The 18,759-nt window shown below is 35.2% G+C and carries 12 protein-coding genes and 1 pseudogene; 11 read left to right on the top strand and 2 right to left on the bottom strand.

Going from position 1 to position 18,759, the window contains the following annotated elements; genetic code table 11:
* The first annotated feature begins 181 nt into the window (after positions 1–181).
* The 9 genes from rimP (at position 182) to fabD (ending at position 15,978) form a co-directional block, all read left to right on the top strand.
* A complete protein-coding gene (gene rimP, locus GXW81_RS02225) occupies positions 182–649 on the top strand; it encodes a ribosome assembly cofactor RimP (protein ID WP_064969851.1) in 468 nt (155 codons plus the stop codon).
* A 44-nt stretch (positions 650–693) separates the two neighbouring features.
* The gene (nusA, locus tag GXW81_RS02230) at positions 694–1,929 is read left to right on the top strand and encodes a transcription termination factor NusA (RefSeq protein WP_153929402.1); all 1,236 of its coding nucleotides are present in this window, start codon (positions 694–696) and stop codon (positions 1,927–1,929) included.
* A gap of 115 nt (positions 1,930–2,044) precedes the next feature.
* The gene (gene infB, locus GXW81_RS02235) at positions 2,045–4,849 is read left to right on the top strand and encodes a translation initiation factor IF-2 (RefSeq protein WP_161531008.1); all 2,805 of its coding nucleotides are present in this window, start codon (positions 2,045–2,047) and stop codon (positions 4,847–4,849) included.
* 308 nt (positions 4,850–5,157) lie between these two features.
* Entirely contained in the window at positions 5,158–8,010 is a 2,853-nt protein-coding gene (locus GXW81_RS02240; RefSeq protein ID WP_161531009.1) for a SusC/RagA family TonB-linked outer membrane protein, read from the top strand.
* Positions 8,011–8,021: 11 nt separating this feature from the next.
* On the top strand, positions 8,022–9,581 hold the full coding sequence (locus tag GXW81_RS02245; protein ID WP_161531010.1) for a RagB/SusD family nutrient uptake outer membrane protein: 1,560 nt from the start codon (positions 8,022–8,024) through the stop codon (positions 9,579–9,581).
* 54 nt (positions 9,582–9,635) lie between these two features.
* Positions 9,636–11,537: a putative porin gene (locus tag GXW81_RS02250; protein ID WP_161531011.1), complete on the top strand. Its 1,902-nt coding sequence runs from the start codon at positions 9,636–9,638 to the stop codon at positions 11,535–11,537.
* A 9-nt stretch (positions 11,538–11,546) separates the two neighbouring features.
* On the top strand, positions 11,547–13,127 hold the full coding sequence (bshC, locus tag GXW81_RS02255) for a bacillithiol biosynthesis cysteine-adding enzyme BshC (RefSeq protein ID WP_161531012.1): 1,581 nt from the start codon (positions 11,547–11,549) through the stop codon (positions 13,125–13,127).
* A gap of 37 nt (positions 13,128–13,164) precedes the next feature.
* The gene (locus tag GXW81_RS02260) at positions 13,165–15,060 is read left to right on the top strand and encodes a LysM peptidoglycan-binding domain-containing protein (protein ID WP_161531013.1); all 1,896 of its coding nucleotides are present in this window, start codon (positions 13,165–13,167) and stop codon (positions 15,058–15,060) included.
* Between the two features lie 42 nt (positions 15,061–15,102).
* Positions 15,103–15,978 (top strand): ACP S-malonyltransferase, encoded by an 876-nt coding sequence (gene fabD, locus GXW81_RS02265; protein WP_161531014.1) that lies wholly within the window; start codon positions 15,103–15,105, stop codon positions 15,976–15,978.
* Positions 15,979–16,068: 90 nt separating this feature from the next.
* On the opposite strand, the gene GXW81_RS02270 is transcribed toward fabD, so the two are convergent.
* Together GXW81_RS02270 and GXW81_RS02275 are read right to left on the bottom strand one after the other, a co-directional pair.
* Positions 16,069–16,368 carry a co-chaperone YbbN gene (locus GXW81_RS02270; RefSeq protein WP_161531015.1) on the bottom strand — a complete coding sequence of 100 codons (300 nt, stop codon included), beginning with the start codon at positions 16,366–16,368 and terminating at the stop codon, positions 16,069–16,071.
* A 5-nt stretch (positions 16,369–16,373) separates the two neighbouring features.
* On the bottom strand, positions 16,374–16,685 hold the full coding sequence (locus tag GXW81_RS02275) for a rhodanese-like domain-containing protein (protein WP_161531016.1): 312 nt from the start codon (positions 16,683–16,685) through the stop codon (positions 16,374–16,376).
* 545 nt (positions 16,686–17,230) lie between these two features.
* On the opposite strand from GXW81_RS02275, the gene GXW81_RS02280 reads away from it, so the two are divergent.
* Positions 17,231–17,842 carry a hypothetical protein gene (locus tag GXW81_RS02280; protein ID WP_064969806.1) on the top strand — a complete coding sequence of 204 codons (612 nt, stop codon included), beginning with the start codon at positions 17,231–17,233 and terminating at the stop codon, positions 17,840–17,842.
* Positions 17,843–17,860: 18 nt separating this feature from the next.
* Positions 17,861–18,759 (top strand): annotated as a pseudogene (locus GXW81_RS10620) (collagen-like protein); the annotation flags it as partial.

Raw genomic sequence — 18,759 nt, forward strand, 5'->3', positions numbered from 1 at the left:
CAGTTGAAAATATTTTGAAATAAAGTATTTGAGCTTTTATTTCAATAAGTTGAGTGTGTTATGTTTTGTGGTGTGATAAAAAAACTGTACCTTTGCGGAGGATTTGCGGGAAATAATGGAAAGGCTTCGAAAGAAAGCCTTTTTTCGTAGTCCTACTATTCGAGGTTTAACAAACAAGAGTATGAGTATAAAAGCACAGGTGGAAACACTACTTAACGATTTCCTTTCGGAGAGAGAAGATTTATTTTTAATAGATCTTAAAGTGTCGGCGGGAGATGATGTGGTGGTTATTTTAGATGGAGATAATGGAGTTACCTTGCAAGATTGTCTAGATGCAAGTAGAGCTATAGAGTTTAATATGGATAGAGAAGAGCATGACTTTAGCCTTCAGGTGATGTCAGCAGGACTCAGCGAGCCATTGACTCAAATAAGACAGTTTAGAAAAAACATAGGTAGAGATTTGGATATTCTGCTGAATGACTCCTCTAAAATAGAAGGTGAATTGACTAGAGTGGAAGAGGATAAAGTGGTGTTAATCTTACGCTACCGTAAACCTAAGGAAATAGGTAAAGGTAAGATAGATGTAGAGGAGGAGAAAGAAATTTTACTTTCAGATATAAAAAAAGCTTTAGTAGCTATTAAGTTTTAGTGTGGTAAAATCAGTTTAATTGTAAATAATAAAGAAGTATATAGATGGATAATTTAGCTTTGATAGAAGCGTTTGGGGATTTTAAAGAAGAGAAGAATATCAGTAAGATTGATTTGATGGCAATCATAGAAGATTCTCTTAAAACCCTTCTAAGGAAAAGATATGATTCTGATGATCATTTTGATGTGATTGTAAATCCAGATAAGGGAGATTTCCAAATTTTTCTTAATAAAACTATTGTGGAAGACCAAATGTCAGAAGATGACGATTTAGAAATAGAAATTTCGGAAGCTAGAAAAACAGATCCTACTTTTGAAGTGGGGGAAGAGTTTACTCAAGAAATTAAAGTATCTCAACTGGGGAGAAGAAATATCTTAACGCTTAAGCAAATTTTAGCAACTAAAATACAAGAGCATCACAATGCTTACTTATATGAACAATTCAAGGATAGAATTGGGGAAATTATGGTGGGCGAAGTTCATCATATCCGTTTCAAGCATGTGATATTATTAGATGATGAAGGCAACGAGTATATTTTGCCAAAAGATAAGCAGATACCTTCAGATTTCTTTAGAAAAGGAGATAATGTGAGAGCTGTGATAGAAAGTGTTGATTTTAAAGGAAGTAAACCTCAAATCACGATTTCTAGAATATCGCCTAAGTTCTTAGAGAGACTATTAGAATTAGAAATTCCAGAAATTCAAGATGGAACCATCATTCTTAAAAAAGTAGTGAGAATACCAGGTGAAAAAGCTAAAATTGCTGTAGATGCTTACGACGATAGAATAGATCCTGTGGGAGCGTGTGTAGGTGTTAAGGGGTCTAGAATACACGGTGTGGTAAGAGAACTTAGAAACGAAAATATAGATGTTATCCAATGGTCTAAAAATCCAGAAATATTGGTTAAGAGAGCTTTAGGTAATGTTACTATAAATAAGATAGACATCAATGCAGAGGAATCAAAAGCATTGGTATATACGCCTTCTGAAGAGATTGCTAAAATCATAGGTAAGCAAGGTCAAAATATCAAATTAGCTTCTTGGCTATCTGATTATGAAATAGATGTTTACAGAGAAGCTCATGAAGATGATGATGTAGAGCTAGACGAATTTAGTGATGAAATTGAAGGTTGGGTGATAGAAACTTTCAAAAAAGTTGGTTTAGATACGGCTAAGAGTATTATAGATAAGGATACAGAGGCTCTAGTTCGTTTGACAGACTTGGAAGAAGAAACAATAGAAGAAGTTAAAAGAATTTTAGCAGAGGAGTTTAACGATTAGTAACTCTTGTGAAACGGAAAACTAAAATGAAGTTAAGCTTCGTTTAAACAATAAATAACTTATAAAATAAAAAGCGAAATAACACTAGTGGTTATTAGCAAATATCAAATACATTATGCCAAAAAATATTAGATTAAATAAAGCAATTAAGGAACTTAATATCTCGGTATCTAGAGCGGTAGAATTTCTAAGAACCAAAAATATAGAGATAGATAGTAATCCAAATGCTCTATTGGCACCAGAGGCATATTCTGCATTGGAAGCTGAGTTCAAAAAAGATGGAGAGCAAAAAAAGGCTTCTAATGAGGTGGTAATTTCTAAAGTTCCAGAGGAAAAGATAGAACTAAAAGAGGAAAAAGCCCCTGAGGTTATAAGAGCCAAGTCTTCTGAAAAACTTGAACCTAAAGTTTTAGGTAAAATAGATTTAGGTCAAAATAAAACAGAAGAAAAAAAGACTGAGGTTAGAGAAGAACCTGTAGTAGAGGTAGAAAAGAAAGAAGAGCCTGTGAAATTAGAGGCAGATTCTCAAAAGACTGAGCTGAAAGTTTTAGATAAAATAGACTTAAGTCAGATAGAATCTTCTAGACCTAAGTCTTCTAAAAAATCAGAGGCTAAGAAAGAAAAAACAGTAGCTAAAAAAGAAGAAAAATCTGAGGTTAAGGTAGAAGAGAAGCCGGCTGTTAAAGTGGAAGAAGTGGTTCAACCTAAACAAGAGGAAGAGGTTAAAGAAGGGGTTGTTGCGGAAGAGCCTCAAAAAATAGAGACCAACTATCAAAAACTGGAAGGTCCTAAGATTTTAAAACAAACTGTGGATTTATCTCAGTTTGAAACTCGTCCTAAGAAAAAGAAGAGAAAAAGAATTACGAAGACTACTGATGCTAAACCTGCTCAAGGACAAAATAAAGAGCAAGATAATAAGACTAAAGGTAATAATTCTGGAGGAGCTCGTCCTGACAATAAAGGAAGCCGTGGAGGAAAGAAGAAGAGAGGAGAGAAGACAATGCCTGTAGAGCTTACAGAAGAGCAAGTAAAAAATCAAATTAAGGAGACTTTAGAGAAACTAACCAATAAAGGTGGTAAATCTAAGTCTGCTAAATATAGAAAGGAGAAGAGAACTCAGCGTAGAGAGCAAGATGCAGAACAACAAGAATTAGAAGCAAAAGACAGAACGCTTAAAGTAACCGAGTTTATTACGGTAAGTGAGTTGGCTAGTCTTATGGATGTATCTCCAATGGAGGTAATATCTGCTTGTTTTGCCTTAGGAGTAATGGTAACTATGAACCAAAGATTAGAGGCAGATACACTAACATTAGTGGCGGAAGAGTTTGGTTTTGATATTGTTTTTGCCGATGCAGAGCTTACAGATGATAATGCAGAAGAGGAAGAAGATACAGAAGAAGATTTAGTTCACAGAGCACCTATCGTAACGGTAATGGGGCATGTGGATCACGGTAAGACTTCATTACTTGACTATATAAGAAAAACCAATGTTATCGCTGGAGAGTCTGGAGGTATCACACAGCACATAGGAGCTTACAATGTTAAGTTAGAAAATGGGGAACGCATTACATTCTTAGATACACCAGGACACGAAGCCTTTACAGCGATGAGAGCTAGAGGGGCTCAAGTTACTGATATTGCTATTATTGTGATTGCGGCAGACGACGATGTAATGCCACAAACAAAAGAGGCTATCTCTCACGCTCAGGCAGCGGGAGTTCCTATGATTATTGCAATTAACAAGGTGGATAAACCCAATGCTAATCCAGATAAAATTAGAGAACAGTTATCTCAATTAAATATATTGGTAGAAGAATGGGGTGGTAATGTACAATCTCAAGAAATATCTGCTAAGTTTGGTAATAATGTAGATTTACTTTTAGAAAAAGTATTGATACAGGCAGAACTTTTAGAACTTAAAGCTAACCCTAATAGGCGTTCTAATGGAGTTATTATAGAGGCTGCTTTAGATAAAGGCAGAGGCTATGTAGCTACAATGCTCGTTCAGGCAGGTACACTTAAAGTTGGGGATTATGTCTTAGCTGGTAAAAACCATGGTAAGGTAAAAGCAATGCTAGACGAAAGAGGTAATAATATGGAAGAGGCAGGACCTTCTATCCCTGTAACTATTTTAGGTTTAGACGGAGCTCCTACTGCGGGAGATAAGTTTAAGGTTTATGAAGATGAAAGAGAGGCTAAAAACTTAGCGAATAAGAGAGAACAGCTTCATAGAGAGCAATCTATAAGAACTAAGAAGCATTTAACATTAGATGAGATAGGAAGACGTATTGCTTTAGGCGACTTTAAGGAACTTAATATTATCCTTAAGGGTGATGTGGACGGTTCTGTAGAAGCATTATCTGATATGTTACAAAAACTATCTACGGAGGAAATTCAAATCAACATATTACACAAAGGAGTTGGTCAAATTACAGAGAGTGATATCTTATTGGCAACTGCTTCAGATGCTGTAGTTATAGGCTTTAATGTAAGAGCGGGAGCAAACGCAAAAGATTTAGCGGACAAAGAAGAGATAGAAATAAGAACTTACTCTGTCATCTACGATGCTATTGATGATGTTAAGGAAGCTATGGAAGGAATGCTTTCACCTGAAATTAAAGAGCAGGTGGTGGGTAATGTTGAAATTAGAGAGGTGTTCAAAATTTCTAAAGTAGGCTCTATTGCAGGGTGTATGGTACTTACAGGTAAAGTTACTAGAAACTCTAAGATAAGACTTCTAAGAGATGGTATTGTGAAGTTTGATGGCGAACTTGAGAGTTTAAAACGTTTTAAAGATGATGTTAAAGAGGTTACCAAGGGCTACGAATGCGGACTTAACCTTAAAGGCTATAATGATATAGAAGTTGGAGATATTTTAGAAGTTTACGAACAAGTAAGTGTTAAGAAGAAACTGAAGTAATATAAGTTTTTATTTTCACGATTTGATATAAAGGGGCTCAGTTGAATTTACTGAGTCCCTTTTTATTAATTTATAACGAATCTAAATTACGGTTATTTTAATATTATGATAATAATGATAATTTAATTTTAAATTGTTGATTATTAGGTTTTATTAAATTGTTTATGATTTAATCCTTAAAAATGGACTTGTTTTTTGATGAAAATGTATAGTGTTTTTAGGTGATAAATAATAAAAAAAGCTGATTTATTTGTGAATATTAAGAATTATTAACATATTTGCGAGGTATAATATTAAATTTTGTTAATATGAATGTGAAATTAAGGGTGCTTACCGCTGGGGCTGTTTTCTTTATAGGAGCTCAAAGTGTAGTAGCACAAAAAGCGAAAAAAGACAGCATTAAAGAAATTAAAGAAGTTGTGATTTTAGGTTATGGAAAGACTATGAGTAAGTCAAAATCTAGTACGGCTAGTACTACGGTTACCTCAGACTTGTTGGAAAATCGTCCTAATGCTTCTTTTTTGAATTCTGTTCAAGGAACAGCTCCAGGTGTTTCAATTAATTCATCTTCGGGATCTCCAGGTTCGGGAAAAATCAATGTTATGGTTAGAGGTATGGGGAGTTTAAATGCTTCTACGGATCCTCTTTATGTTATAGATGGATTAATGTCTACTGGGAATGAATTTAGGAATTTGAACCCTAATGACATAGAGTCAATATCAATTTTAAAAGATGCTCAAGCAACTGCTATATATGGTAACTATGGAGCTAATGGGGTTCTTGTAATTACAACAAAATCAGGGGCTTATAACTCGGGTTTAAAAGTTTCTTATGATGCGGTTACTAACTTCTCTACTTTCCCTATGCATAAATATAATTTGGCATCTTCAAGGGAGTTGTTGACAATTCAGCAGAGGGTAGGTAACGGTTTAGGCTCTACATTAACTCAAAGTCAGATAGATGGTTATGCGGTTAATACAGACTGGAATAAGGAATTCTTTAGAGTTGGGATGTCTCAGCAGCATAATTTAGGACTTAGATATGGTGCTAAATTGTTTACTGCATATACATCATTAGGATACTTAGACAGTGAAGGTGTAGTTAAATCTACTGATTTTAAGAGATTTACTTTGAGAAGTAACATTAATGGGAAGTCAGAGAACGGTCGTTTTTCTTACAGTGCTCAAATAGGACTTGGGTATTCAAAGAGAAACCAGTTAGATCAGGAGACCAATACAGGAGTTGCTTACAATACGATACAAAACCCTCTTTATGGAGCGGTTGTTGCACCTACTTATTTAGAACCGTATAGATTTACTAACGGACAGGAAATGTATGATGCTATAGGGGCAAATTGGACAGGCAGGGGATCTTGGATATTATCTGATATTATAAACGGAGGTGTTAAAAATAGATTTTCCCAAACCTCAGCCATTGTAAATGTAAGTGGATCTTATAAAATCACAGATGATTTAACAGTAACTAATAAAACAGGGGTTAATTATAAGCAGGATGAGCGTATTTTCGCAAGAGACCCATTTGGTTATTTGTCTGTTGTAGTTGCTAAATCTCAAAAAGCTGCTCATGGAGGATTTGAGTCAATAAATAATACTTTTGACGCAACATTGAATTCAGTTACAAGTTTATTATATGATAAAAAAATTGGAGAACATACCATAGGGTTGGGTGCATATATTGATTATTTAAGAGGCTTTTACTCTTATAGGTCACAGTATCAGCCTGGATTGAGGCAGTTAGATTGGGCTTTTGGTGCAGGAACGGGATATGTGCCGTTTAATCCAGATACTCCTGCTTTGTATAGACCTTCAGTCTCAGTTGAAAAAGTTAAGGCAGGGACTCTAGCCTTTATAGGAACATTAGATTATGACTATGCTTCCAGATATGGTGTTTCAGCAACAGTAAGAAGAGATGCTTCGTATAGATTTGCCGATGGGAGAAAGTGGGCGACTTTCTGGTCAGTATCTGGTAGATGGAATGTCGATAAGGAAGAGTTTATGGAGGGATCTGTATTCAATATGTTGAAACTAAGAGCTTCTTACGGAACTAACGGTAACCAAAATATAGTGCCTTCATCTAATAATTTCAATGCCTTATATGCAGGTTCTAATGTCGTAAGAGATGTTTATGAAGGAGGAACGGGTTATCAAAACATACCTGGTTTTTTTGTGGGATTGAAGAATCCTCTTTTAAGTTGGGAGAGAATAAGTCAAGCTAATATAGGGGTAGATTTCGCTTTGTTTAGGAATAGGATTCAAGGAGCTTTCGACTATTACGAAAAGACTACGTCAGACCTATATCTAGATGTGCCTATTTCTGCAGTAAATGCTACCTATCGTATCAAAGGAAATAATGGTAAAATGCAGAACAGAGGTGTTGAAGCAAACTTAAGAGTTAATGCTATTAAGAAAACAGATTTTAGTCTTTCTGTATTTGCTAACATGGCTTATAATAGAAACAAAATACTAGAGCTTCCAGGAGAAGATTTAACGAGTAATAATGTTTTTGCTAAAGGAGGACCTGCTTATCAATGGAATCTTTATCGTTATATAGGTGTAAATCCAGATAATGGTGAAGCTTTATTTTTAGATAAAAATGGTAATAAAACAGAGGCTCCTACAGCAGACGATAGAATTTTAACGGGGAAATCTGCACTTCCTATTTATACTGGAGGCTTTGGTATTGATATAGATTATAAAGGATTTTATTTAACGTCATTATTTAGTTACCAAAAAGGAGGTTGGGCTTTTGATAACTTAGCTTCTTGGCTCAATAATCCTAATTACGCAGGTAATGGGAATAATGTAACTGCAGATATGTTGAATGCATGGACTGTTAATAATAGAAATACAGATATACCGTCATTAACATCTAAAAATTGGAGTTTATCGAGTTATGATTCTGATAGATTTTTATATAAAACTGATTTTGTGAGATTAAAGAATGTTTCTTTTGGATACAACGTTAAAAAAGAATTGTTAGCGTCTACACCGTTTAGATCGGTTAAAGTATATGTGATGGGGGAAAACTTAGTTACTTGGACTAAGTGGAAAGGTTTTGATCCAGAACCATTTAATCCTACATCAGCAAGTGTTTACCCTAACCCTAAAACGTATTCAATAGGATTAAATGTTGAATTTTAAAAAAAAAGAAAATGAAAAGAAGAATAATTAGAATAAGTGCTATTGCACTATTATCAGTTGTTTCAGTATCTACTATTAATAGCTGTAGAGATGCTATTGATATTGTTCAAGATGGAGAGGTTAATGATAACCTATTCTATACTAGTGTAGCCAATATGGATGCTTATCTGAAGGGAGGGGTTTATATGAACTATGAGCCTGCGTCTGCTATTTATGCTACTTCTGTATTAACAGATGAAGTTAAGCCAGGGTCAGGATCTGGAGGTCAACAGTATGATTTACACAGGTATTATATTACTTCCGCTGATGGCTTGGTATCTTCTACTTGGATATCAAATTACAGGGTAATCAATAACTGTAATAGGTTGATTGAAGGTTCAAAAAAAGTAACACCATCTAGTTCTGAATTGGCTAGCTATAATCAGATTTTAGCTGAAGCTAGAGTACTTAGAGCTTTATCTTATTTACAATTGCAAACTTATTTTTCAGAGAATATGCAAGATGATAATGCTTTAGGCGTTATTATAGTTGATGGTGTACCTACTGCTGATACTAAAAAACAAAGAAGTATTAACAAGGATGTTTATAATTTAATTAATTCTGATCTTGATTATGCAGAGCAGTACCTCCCACAGTCTAGTCGTTATTATGCTAGTAAGAATTTGGTAAGTGCTATCAGAGCTAGATTAAATTTATATAGAGGGAAATACGCTGAAGCAAAAGTTGCTGCTTTGGAGGTATTATCTAAGTCAGGTTTAAGTTTAACTAATGCACTGCCTGCATCTGGATTAGGTAGTTTGGTTGCTGGTAGCACAGAGTGGAATACTGCTTTCTACAAAGAACCATCTTTTAGCCCATACAGAAATATATGGAATGATACTGATCAAGGTGAGGTAATTTTTGCTGCTTCTAGACCTGTTTCAGGATCAGGGACGAATCTTGCTGCTAGCTACAACCTTAATCAGTCTAATTTAAGTGGTACCCCTATGTGGGCAATGGGAAGAAATTTATTTAATATTCTTGATAAAACTGAAGGTGATATTAGGAGGTATACTTACGTTGATCCGACATCTAAAATAGATCCTAACTATGCTACTTCATCCTCTCCTATACAGTCTGATCAGTTGATTATTGATAAATATCCGGGAAAATCTACTGCTCCGTTAAGGAATGATGTTAAGGTATTTAGACTATCTGAAATGTATTTTATTTTGGCTGAATGTGCTGTAGCAGAAAATGATTTTGCTCTTGCTAAGAGTTATATTCAGAAAGTTAGAGAAAGTAGAAACTATTTAGGAAAGGCTATTACGCCTACTTATACTTCTTCTACTCAAGCTTTGGCTGATATACTTAAAGAGAGAAGAGTAGAGTTAGCTTTTGAGGGACATCGTTATATAGATCTTAAACGTTTGGCTGCTAAAGCAGGTGTTACTATGGACAGAAACGAGACAGATGATATAGTACCTGTTTCTAATTTGGAGAATGGTAGTTATAAATATACTTTCCCTATACCTATGTCAGAGATAGCTGGTAATCCAAATATACAGCAGAACTCAGGGTATGCTAACTAAAAGCATATGATTTAATCACATAAATTACATACCTTTGTACCTCATAAAAACTTTATGAGGTACATTTTTTTTATAGTAGTGTTATTGGCTTCTACTTGGTTAAAAGCACAAGAAAAATCGGGAGATAAGATAAAGCAAGATTCATTAGTTATAGATAGAGGCGGAAAAGACTCTGTTAAAGTCTTTATTCCTACTATTCAAGATTATAGATATAAGGTGCAATTTGGGCAGTATCAAGTGTTTGATACGGTGTTTAGTATAGATAAATATCATCAATTTACCCAATATAACAATAGAGATGTTTTTGGTAAGGTGCCATTTGCTAATGTGGGAGCAGGTTTTCAAGATTTAGTGTATTCCGTTAACTCAGAGGAGAATTTAACTCTTTTGCCAACTAATAAATCACACTTCATACAAGGTATTCAAGATATATGCTATTATGATGTTAAAACGCCTACTACGGCTTTTGTTTACCATAATGGTGTGGGAAATGGGGGAACTCTAAAATCTACCTATACTCAAAATATTGGGAAGGATTTCAATTTTGCGTTGGATTATACGGGGCTTAGGTCCCAAGGGTTTTATAGAAGAAGTTTGACCTCTAGTAATAATTTTACAGTTTCGGCACGGTTTCAGTCTAGAAATCAAAAATATCAAGCTTATGCTCATTTTACGCATCAGAATGTTAATGCAGAGGAATATGGAGGTATTGTGAGCTTGGATAATTTCCTTAACGATACCCGATTTAAAAATAGAAATAATCTCGAAGTTAATCTCACAAGTTCTGATTCTAGATTTTCATATAGAAGGTATTATTACAGCCACGAATTTCGTCCGTTTTCTTCGGAGCGTTTTCCGTTTAAGTTAAGGCATAGCATTTTTCATCAAGGTAATAAATACTATTTTAAACAATCTAGTGTAGAAAGTTATTTTCAGCAAAGAGGTGGCAGTGTATTAACAGAGATGTCTTTGGTAAATAAAAAATATTCTGAGAACTTAAGTAATACAATAAGTTTACTTTGGGATAACGAAAAATTTAAACTAGATGCAGGTATTAGGCATCAAAGTATCAGTTTGGGTACGGGTAACGCCCAGTTTGATATTTATAAAGAAAATAGGCTAGGAGCGGTTGGGAATTTAGACATCAACCTTTGGGATAAACTGAAGTTGCAGTCTTTCTTAGAAATCTCTAGAGGCGCTGTTTTTGGAAATTATTTAAAAACAACCAATCACTTAAAGTTAGAGCCTATTGAGGGTTATTTCTTAGATGCTAAAGCTAACTTCCAGTCGGTAGCGCCAAGTTTTAACTATTTGGTAAATGCTTCGCTTTATCCTAATTTCAATTATCAGTGGCAAGATTTCAAAAATCAAAATATTCTAGAAATTGGTGGAACTTTAGGCTTGAAATGGTTTGATGCAAAAGTATCAGCCAATTATTTTAGGATAGACCAAATGGCTTATTTTAATGAGTTGTATCAGCCTAAGCAAAGTTCGGCTTCGGTTAATATTTCTCAGATTGGTGGAGAAGCTCTGTTTAAGTATGGTAAATTTAACTTTAATCCAAATCTTTTATTTCAGGCGGTTCTCAATAATAAAGATTTGTTGCCTTTGCCACATTTTGTAGGAAGACTCAATTTCTACTATCAAACACCAGCCTTTAAAAAAGCGGCAGAATTACAGACGGGTATTCAAGTATATTATTTTTCAAAGTTCAACTCTAGAGAATACGCTCCTGTACTTAACGAATTTGTGTTGCCGTCTGCCTCTGCTCATAGCATAGGAGGGCAACCTATTGCTTCGGCTTATTTTAATATGAAAGTGAAAAGAATGCTCATTTATGCAGAAGCACAGCACTTTAATACTACATTTATGAAAAATAGGTCATATACAGCGCCATATTTTCCTATTTCTGATTTTAGGCTTAATTTAGGTGTAGTTTGGTATCTTTTTTACTAAATTTGAAGTATGAAAACGCTTATTCCATTTCAGGAGATAGAGGCAATCCCTAAGCTGATTAGGGATTTTTTAGATGATAAAATAGAGGATTTTAAACCGTATTCATTTAATATTACCAACATAGTTGATAAGATAGAGGCTAAATCCCAAACATTTTCTAATGAAAAAAGAGAAGTTTTAGTTAAAGTCATTCAAGAGCAATATGAAGGTATTGAGCTTTCTCCATCACAAAAGGAGAATTTGGAAGCTTTACTAAAAGAAAATACATTTACCATCACTACAGGTCATCAGCTTAATTTGTTTACAGGACCTGTGTTTTTTATTTATAAGATTTTACAGACAATTAAAACGAGTGTTTATCTTAAAGAACAATTTCCTGAAAAACATTTTGTTCCTATTTTTTGGATGGCTACGGAAGACCACGATTTTGATGAAATCAATCACTTCAGGACAGATGAAAATTACTACGAGATAGAAGGCGTACAAGGTGGAGCGGTAGGTAGAATTAAGTTGGAAACTAACGCATTTTTGGAACAATTTAAAAAGGAAATGGAGAGTTTCCCTTTTGGAAAAGAGCTTGTTGGTTGGCTAGAGGAAGCTTATGGTGTGGGGCATACACTATCGCAATCTATAAGGATTTTAGCTCAAAAATTATTTGCAGACTACGGACTTTTACTCATAGATGGTGATGATAAGGCTTTGAAATTGCAAATGTCCTCCGCTTTTAGAGAAGAACTTTTTTCTCAAAAACTATACAACGAAACCAAGCAAAGGATAGCGTATTTATCACAAACATACTCTAAAGTGCAGGTGAATCCTAGAGAAATCAATTTGTTTTACCTTACGGACAAACGCCAAAGGATAGAAAGAGAAGGTAACTCATTTAAAGTGATAGACACCCAAAAGGTATTTACGGAGCAAGAAATTTTGGAGGAGTTGCAGAACTTTCCTGAAAGATTTAGCCCTAATGCTTTGATGAGACCTGTGTATCAGGAGACAGTGTTGCCTAATATCGCTTATATAGGCGGAAATGCAGAGATAATGTATTGGCTAGAGTTGGTAGATTATTTCAAAAGTATAGGGTTAGAGTTTCCAGTTTTAATACCACGCCATTCATTCACTTTTATTGATGAAAAAACTTTTGCTAAAATTGATAAGTTAGGGTTTAGTGTTAAGGATTTTTTCAATGATTATCAGAGAATGTTTGGAGAAAAACTATTGAAAAATTCTACTTTACTGCCTACTATTGATGAGAAAGAAAAATTACTAAAGCAAGGTTTTGATGAACTGAAAGAAAAAGCCCGACAGACAGAGGTTACTTTCTTTAACCTTGTGGAAGCAGAACAGAAGCGTCAGCTAAAATCTTATCAAAAAATGAGAACCCGTCTGTTAAAAGCAGAAAAGAAAAAAAATCAAGATTTGTTAGAACGATTGAATTTGCTCGCTGAAAAGATAAATCCTAATGCTAAATGGCAGGAAAGACAATATAATTTTAGCGTATTTTACAGAGGTTTAGGTAGAAAATGGTTGGATATCTGTTTAGAAGAAATGCCTGTGGATAAGTCGGTAATGTTAGTGTTAGCTATTTAATTGGAAAAATGTATTTTTGCAATCTAGTTTATAAACAATGAAAAAAATATTAATTGCTCCCATATTTTTAATGAGTTTCTTTTTACAGGCACAAACGCACACGGTAGCCGAGAAAGAGACGCCGTACTCTATCTCCAGAAAGTACGGTTTATCTATAAAAGAACTTTACGAACTTAATCCTGAAATAAAGGATGGAGCCATTAAGATAGGGCAAACCCTTAATATTGGTAAAAAGTCAGCTGGGCAAAGACAAAAAGTAGTGGCTGCTTCTAAGGAAGTTCAGCTGGGTAAAATTGTACTTAAGCCAAAACAAACTTTATATAGTTTAATCCGCCAGTACCATATTACGGAAACGGAGGTTAGAAAACTGAATCCAAATTTAGAAATGAAGATAGGAGAGGAAGTGGTATTGCCTTTGGATAAAATCACTAAATACGGAGCATCAGAATTAGTAACTACTTCTACTGTTAAAGAAGTTGCTACTCCAACCACAACACAGGAAAATTCGTCTGTGGAAAAAACAGCAAAGGCTTTATCCGAAGGAGAATACGAGGTGCAGGCTAAGGATAACTACTATCGCATTACAAGACAATTTGGAATCAGTAAGAAAGACCTTTTTGCACTTAATCCAGGTTTAGAAGAGAATGGCTTGAAAGTAGGGGAAGTTATTAAAGTGAAACACCCAAGTGTCGCTAACTCTACTGAGAAAATAAAACCAGATTTTTCAGAAACTAAAAAGGTAGTTCCTTCCCAAGAAGATTATATTACCTATACCGTTCAGGCAGGTGATACTGTTTTTGGTATCCTTAACAAGTATGATTTGGATTTAGATCAACTCTTAGAACTTAATCCTCAAATTTCAGAGGGCTTAAAACCAGGGATGGTTCTTAAAATAAAAAAGTTCAATAAAGCCTATGTTAAGAAGAATACTAACGCACTTAAAGTGGTATTGATGTTGCCATTTGGCTTTGATACAGGAGATTCTAAATATAGAGGGCTTGCAACGGATTTCCTTATGGGAGCTAAGTTAGCTGTAGAGATGAATGCTAAAAAGGGGCAAGAGCTAGATTTTAATATCATAGATGCAGGTAACGAAAAAGCATTCAAGAAAAATTTAATCCAAATAGACCAGTCTAATACCGATTTAATTATTGGACCTTTATTTAAATCTAATGTATTGGAGGTTTTAGACTATGTTAAAGATACTCAAATTCCTATAGTAGCTCCTTTTGCAAACAGCGAGGAGATGTATGGTTTTGGTAATTTAATTATAGCTGAAACGGATAAAACCATCTATGCTGATAGGATTGTAAAAGAGGTTAAAGAGGTCTTTTCTAACCAAAAAATTTATATCGTGGCTGGAGATGACACGACTAATGCAAACTACATAAAGGCAGGATTAGATAGGTCGTTAAGAAAAGCAGAGGTTATTATAGTGGATAATGCGTCTAAGATAGAGCTAGAGCAAAATATGATGACAGGTCAAAGTTCTCCAGTAATAGCAATTTTGGCGAGTGATGATGACGGTGTGGGTAATGCTTTTGCTTCTAAAATCATTGGTTTGTCTAAGGATACTAAAGGGATCAAAGCCTTTAGTATGTTCTATGTGGCTGCTTTTGATAAAAAAGTAGATGAGCTAAGTCAAGCTAATTTGGTGTATATAATGGATAGGAAAATCAATTCAGAAGGAAGTTTTGAAAAAGAAGTCTTAGCGGCATATAAAGCCAAATATTGTAAAACACCTTCTAAATATGCTATAGTGGGGTTTGATATTGTTAATGATATGCTCTCAAGAGAAAATAAAAAAGGAGAAATCTTTAAACAAATGGGACAAGCCCAAACTCAGCTAGCTACAAAATTTGAATTCCAAAGAGTAAAACCAAATGGTGCCTATGTAAATGTAGGTTACCGTGTAGTAAGACTTTTACCATAAATTAAATAAGAAATTAAAGAGATAATCTTTGAAAAAATAAGTATGAAAGCATTAGTGTTCCCAGGTCAGGGGTCTCAGTTTGTAGGAATGGGACAGGAACTGTACGACAGTAGAAAAGATATTAAAGACTTAATGGAGTTTTCCAACGAAATATTAGGTTTTAATATCCTAAAAATTATGTTTAATGGTTCAGAGGAAGATTTAAAACAAACCAGAGTAACGCAACCTGCGATATTTATACATTCCGTGGCGGCAGTTAAAGCTATAGATGCTACAGGTGTTCAGATGGTGGCAGGACATTCTTTGGGAGAGTTTTCGGCATTGGTGGCGAGTGGCGTTTTATCCTTCGAAGACGGCTTAAAATTAGTAGCTCAAAGGGCAGATGCTATGCAAAAAGCGTGTGATGCTAACCCTTCTTCTATGGCAGCTATTTTGGGCTTAGAAGATGAAAGAGTAGAAGAAATCTGCACTCAAATAGATGGGGTAGTAGTACCTGCAAACTATAACTGCCCTGGGCAATTGGTAATCTCTGGAGAAACCAAAGCAGTAGAGGAAGCCTGTGCTAAACTTAAAGAAGCGGGAGCTAAGAGAGCATTGCTATTACCTGTTAATGGGGCATTTCATTCACCACTAATGAAGCCTGCACAAGACCAGTTAGCAACAGCGATAGAAAATACAAAATTTAGAAAGGCAAGTTTCCCTATTTATCAAAATATTACGACTACAGCAGTGGCTAATGAGGAGGAAATCAAACAAAACCTTATCGCACAGCTTACAGGCCCTGTAAAGTGGACGCAGTCTATTCAAAATATGATTAAAGACGGTGCAACTTCTTTTGTGGAAGTAGGTCCAGGTAAGACTTTACAAGGGTTAATCAAAAAGATAGATTCAGAAGTAGTGGTATCTTCTGCAATGTAAAAAAACTAAGTAAACGAGCTTTAATAAAAAACTTGCACCCTTTATAGAGAGTGCAAGTTTTTTTATAGAATATTTATATTTAAGTTTGGCTTAAGCAAAATCTTTAAGAAGTTGAGTTAGGGTATTTACATCGTGTACGCCACTACCTTTCCAGAGGAGTTCATTGTTTTTAAAAATCATAAGAGTGGGTACACTTCTTACGCTGTATTCGCTAGCGATAGAAGGGTAATTATCTATATCTATTTTTACAATTCTAGCCGTATCTCCCACATTTTCTTTCACGGTGTTAAGTACCGAAGACTGTATCTTGCAAGGCTGGCACCAAGTAGCAAAAAAGTCTATCAGCACAGGCTTAGGAGATTCTATGAGTTCTTTAAATTTTTGAGACATAATTTTTATTTTAGAATTTTCTTTTGAAGAGAGCTCCAGCCTCCACCATTATAAGCAGTAAAGCCATTATTAGATAAGATAGATTTTGCCGAAGCACTACGCATACCACTGGCACAACAGGTAATTACGGGTCTGTTTTTGTCCAAGCGGTTGAGATTTTGGTTCAACTCCTGTAATGGGATATTTATGGAATTGAAAATATGCCCTGAATTGTATTCGGCTTTTGTTCTCACATCTATTATTTGAGCTCCCTTTGCGGCTAAATCTTGAAAATCTACGGGGTTCCCTCCAAAAAGTCTTTTTATAAAGTTTAACATAAACAATGTCTATTAAGATTTAGTACAAAGCTAAAATATTATTTTCTGATTTTAAAATAAAACTATGATTATTAGCAGTTTTTATTAAAAAAACTTGTACACTTTGCAAAAAGGTTATAAGTTTGTACTAGTTTTTGTAGTACAGCTGTAATACAGCTAATTATACATAAAACACGGATAGTTAGAATAATTGTGTAAACACACACATAAACACACACAAACCACAATTATTATGCTTTCTTATACGAGTGTTTCGTTATGTAAGCCATACCCTGTATTCTTTTTAAGAGTTTATGGGGTTTTTGTGTGTGCCTGTGTTTTATGTTTATTTCACTTTGATTTTCATATTTCTACACTAGGAGCACCGTTATTTCATAAGCTTAATTTGTTGTTGTTTTTGTTTGGTGTTCCTAGTTTTTTTGGAATATTAGAGGGGAATTCTCAAAAATCTCAATGCTTCTTTCTATCTTATATTGCTTTAGAAATAAGTTTTCTAAGGGATTGTTTATGCCAGTAAAATTAATTCAAACAAAAAAATAAAATTTATGAAAACAAGAACGACTAAATTAAGCCTGTTAGCTTTTATTGGCTTAGGATTATCAGCTTATGGACAAGTGGGTATTAATAATCCAGATCCTAAAGCTACTCTACACATTGATGCTAAAACTACTACAGGAAGTACCAATGAGGGGATTCTTATCCCTAGGGTAACTACAGCAAAGGTACAAGCTATGACAGGAGCCGAAGAGGCTACTTTGGTGTATGTTTCTGATGGAGTAGCTGGTACAGGAGTAGCATCGGAAGTAAGTGGTAAAGGGTTTTACTTTTTTGATAAAAGTATACAGAAGTGGAATAAGTTAGGAGCTACAATATATAAAACTAGGGAAGTTCAGGGAGGTGGAACTATAACATTGACGGCAGATGACTATTTTCTAATAAAAAAAGATTCGGGAGCAGTTACTTGGACTTTTGATACAGCGGGCGTTGTTAATGGTAGAAAGATTTGTATATTTAATGATGCTCCAGGAACATCAGGATCTACATTGACAATATCTCCTCAGCCTAGAGGATTATATGGAGGGTCTATTTACCAGAATAGCGGTTTATGTTATATATATTATGGTGGTAAATGGTATGGTTCAGAGGGAGGTAATTAATATGAAAAAAAATCTATTATGAAAAAAAATCTATTATTAGCTGCGGTTGCTCTTGGAAGTATTGCATTTGGTCAGGTTAGAACAAATTCTACTGTTAATCAAGAGGTATTGTCTAATAGTACCGCATTTATGGATGCTTCGTCCTCTCCAGATTGGAACAGTTCAATCAATCTAGGAAAGGGGTTAATATTCCCTAGAGTGGATTTAGTTCAGCTTACAGCTTTATCTAGTGTAGGCTCTGGCGGACCTGCTAACTATCCTACTCGTATGGATGGGATGTTGGTTTATAATGTAGGAACTGGTAGATCTGGTCTAGGAGGTGTAGATGTAGTCCCAGGTTTCTACTATTATGAAAACAAAAGTAATCTTCTTAATGGAGGTACTTGGAAGCCTCTAGGTAGTGCAACTACCCTAGCAGGAGCAAACGGTAAAAGTGTGCTTAATGGTACTATAGAGCCATTATCTACTACAGGTACGGTAGGAGATTTCTATATCAATACAGCTACCAACCAAATTTATGGACCTAAAACCGCTAGTGGTTGGGGAGTTGGTACATCTCTTATTGGTCCGCAAGGTATTCAAGGGCCTCAAGGTGTAGCCGGTCCTGCTGGGGCTACAGGTCCACAGGGTTTACAGGGACCAGCCGGCCCAGTAGGAGCAACGGGTGCTCAAGGTTTTTCTATGCTATCAGGAACGGGAGTCCCAGCTTCTAGTTTAGGAGTGAATGGTGATAGCTATGTAGATGCTGCCACCGGTACCGTTTATAAGAAAACTTCAGGAGTATGGACTAGCACAGGTCAAACATTAAAAGGAGCGACCGGCGCTCAAGGTATTCAAGGTCCACAGGGTGTAGCTGGTCCTGCAGGAGCTACAGGTCCGCAAGGCTTACAGGGACCAACTGGCCCAGTAGGAGCAAC

The organism is Riemerella anatipestifer, from assembly GCF_009932355.1.
GTDB lineage: Bacteria > Bacteroidota > Bacteroidia > Flavobacteriales > Weeksellaceae > Riemerella > Riemerella anatipestifer_E.

Coding starts and splice junctions, on each gene's coding strand:
- rimP (WP_064969851.1), top strand. CDS start 182: ATGAGTATAAAAGCACAGGTGGAAACACTACTTAACGATTTCCTTTCG.
- nusA (WP_153929402.1), top strand. CDS start 694: ATGGATAATTTAGCTTTGATAGAAGCGTTTGGGGATTTTAAAGAAGAG.
- infB (WP_161531008.1), top strand. CDS start 2,045: ATGCCAAAAAATATTAGATTAAATAAAGCAATTAAGGAACTTAATATC.
- GXW81_RS02240 (WP_161531009.1), top strand. CDS start 5,158: ATGAATGTGAAATTAAGGGTGCTTACCGCTGGGGCTGTTTTCTTTATA.
- GXW81_RS02245 (WP_161531010.1), top strand. CDS start 8,022: ATGAAAAGAAGAATAATTAGAATAAGTGCTATTGCACTATTATCAGTT.
- GXW81_RS02250 (WP_161531011.1), top strand. CDS start 9,636: ATGAGGTACATTTTTTTTATAGTAGTGTTATTGGCTTCTACTTGGTTA.
- bshC (WP_161531012.1), top strand. CDS start 11,547: ATGAAAACGCTTATTCCATTTCAGGAGATAGAGGCAATCCCTAAGCTG.
- GXW81_RS02260 (WP_161531013.1), top strand. CDS start 13,165: ATGAAAAAAATATTAATTGCTCCCATATTTTTAATGAGTTTCTTTTTA.
- fabD (WP_161531014.1), top strand. CDS start 15,103: ATGAAAGCATTAGTGTTCCCAGGTCAGGGGTCTCAGTTTGTAGGAATG.
- GXW81_RS02270 (WP_161531015.1), bottom strand. CDS start 16,368: ATGTCTCAAAAATTTAAAGAACTCATAGAATCTCCTAAGCCTGTGCTG.
- GXW81_RS02275 (WP_161531016.1), bottom strand. CDS start 16,685: ATGTTAAACTTTATAAAAAGACTTTTTGGAGGGAACCCCGTAGATTTT.
- GXW81_RS02280 (WP_064969806.1), top strand. CDS start 17,231: ATGAAAACAAGAACGACTAAATTAAGCCTGTTAGCTTTTATTGGCTTA.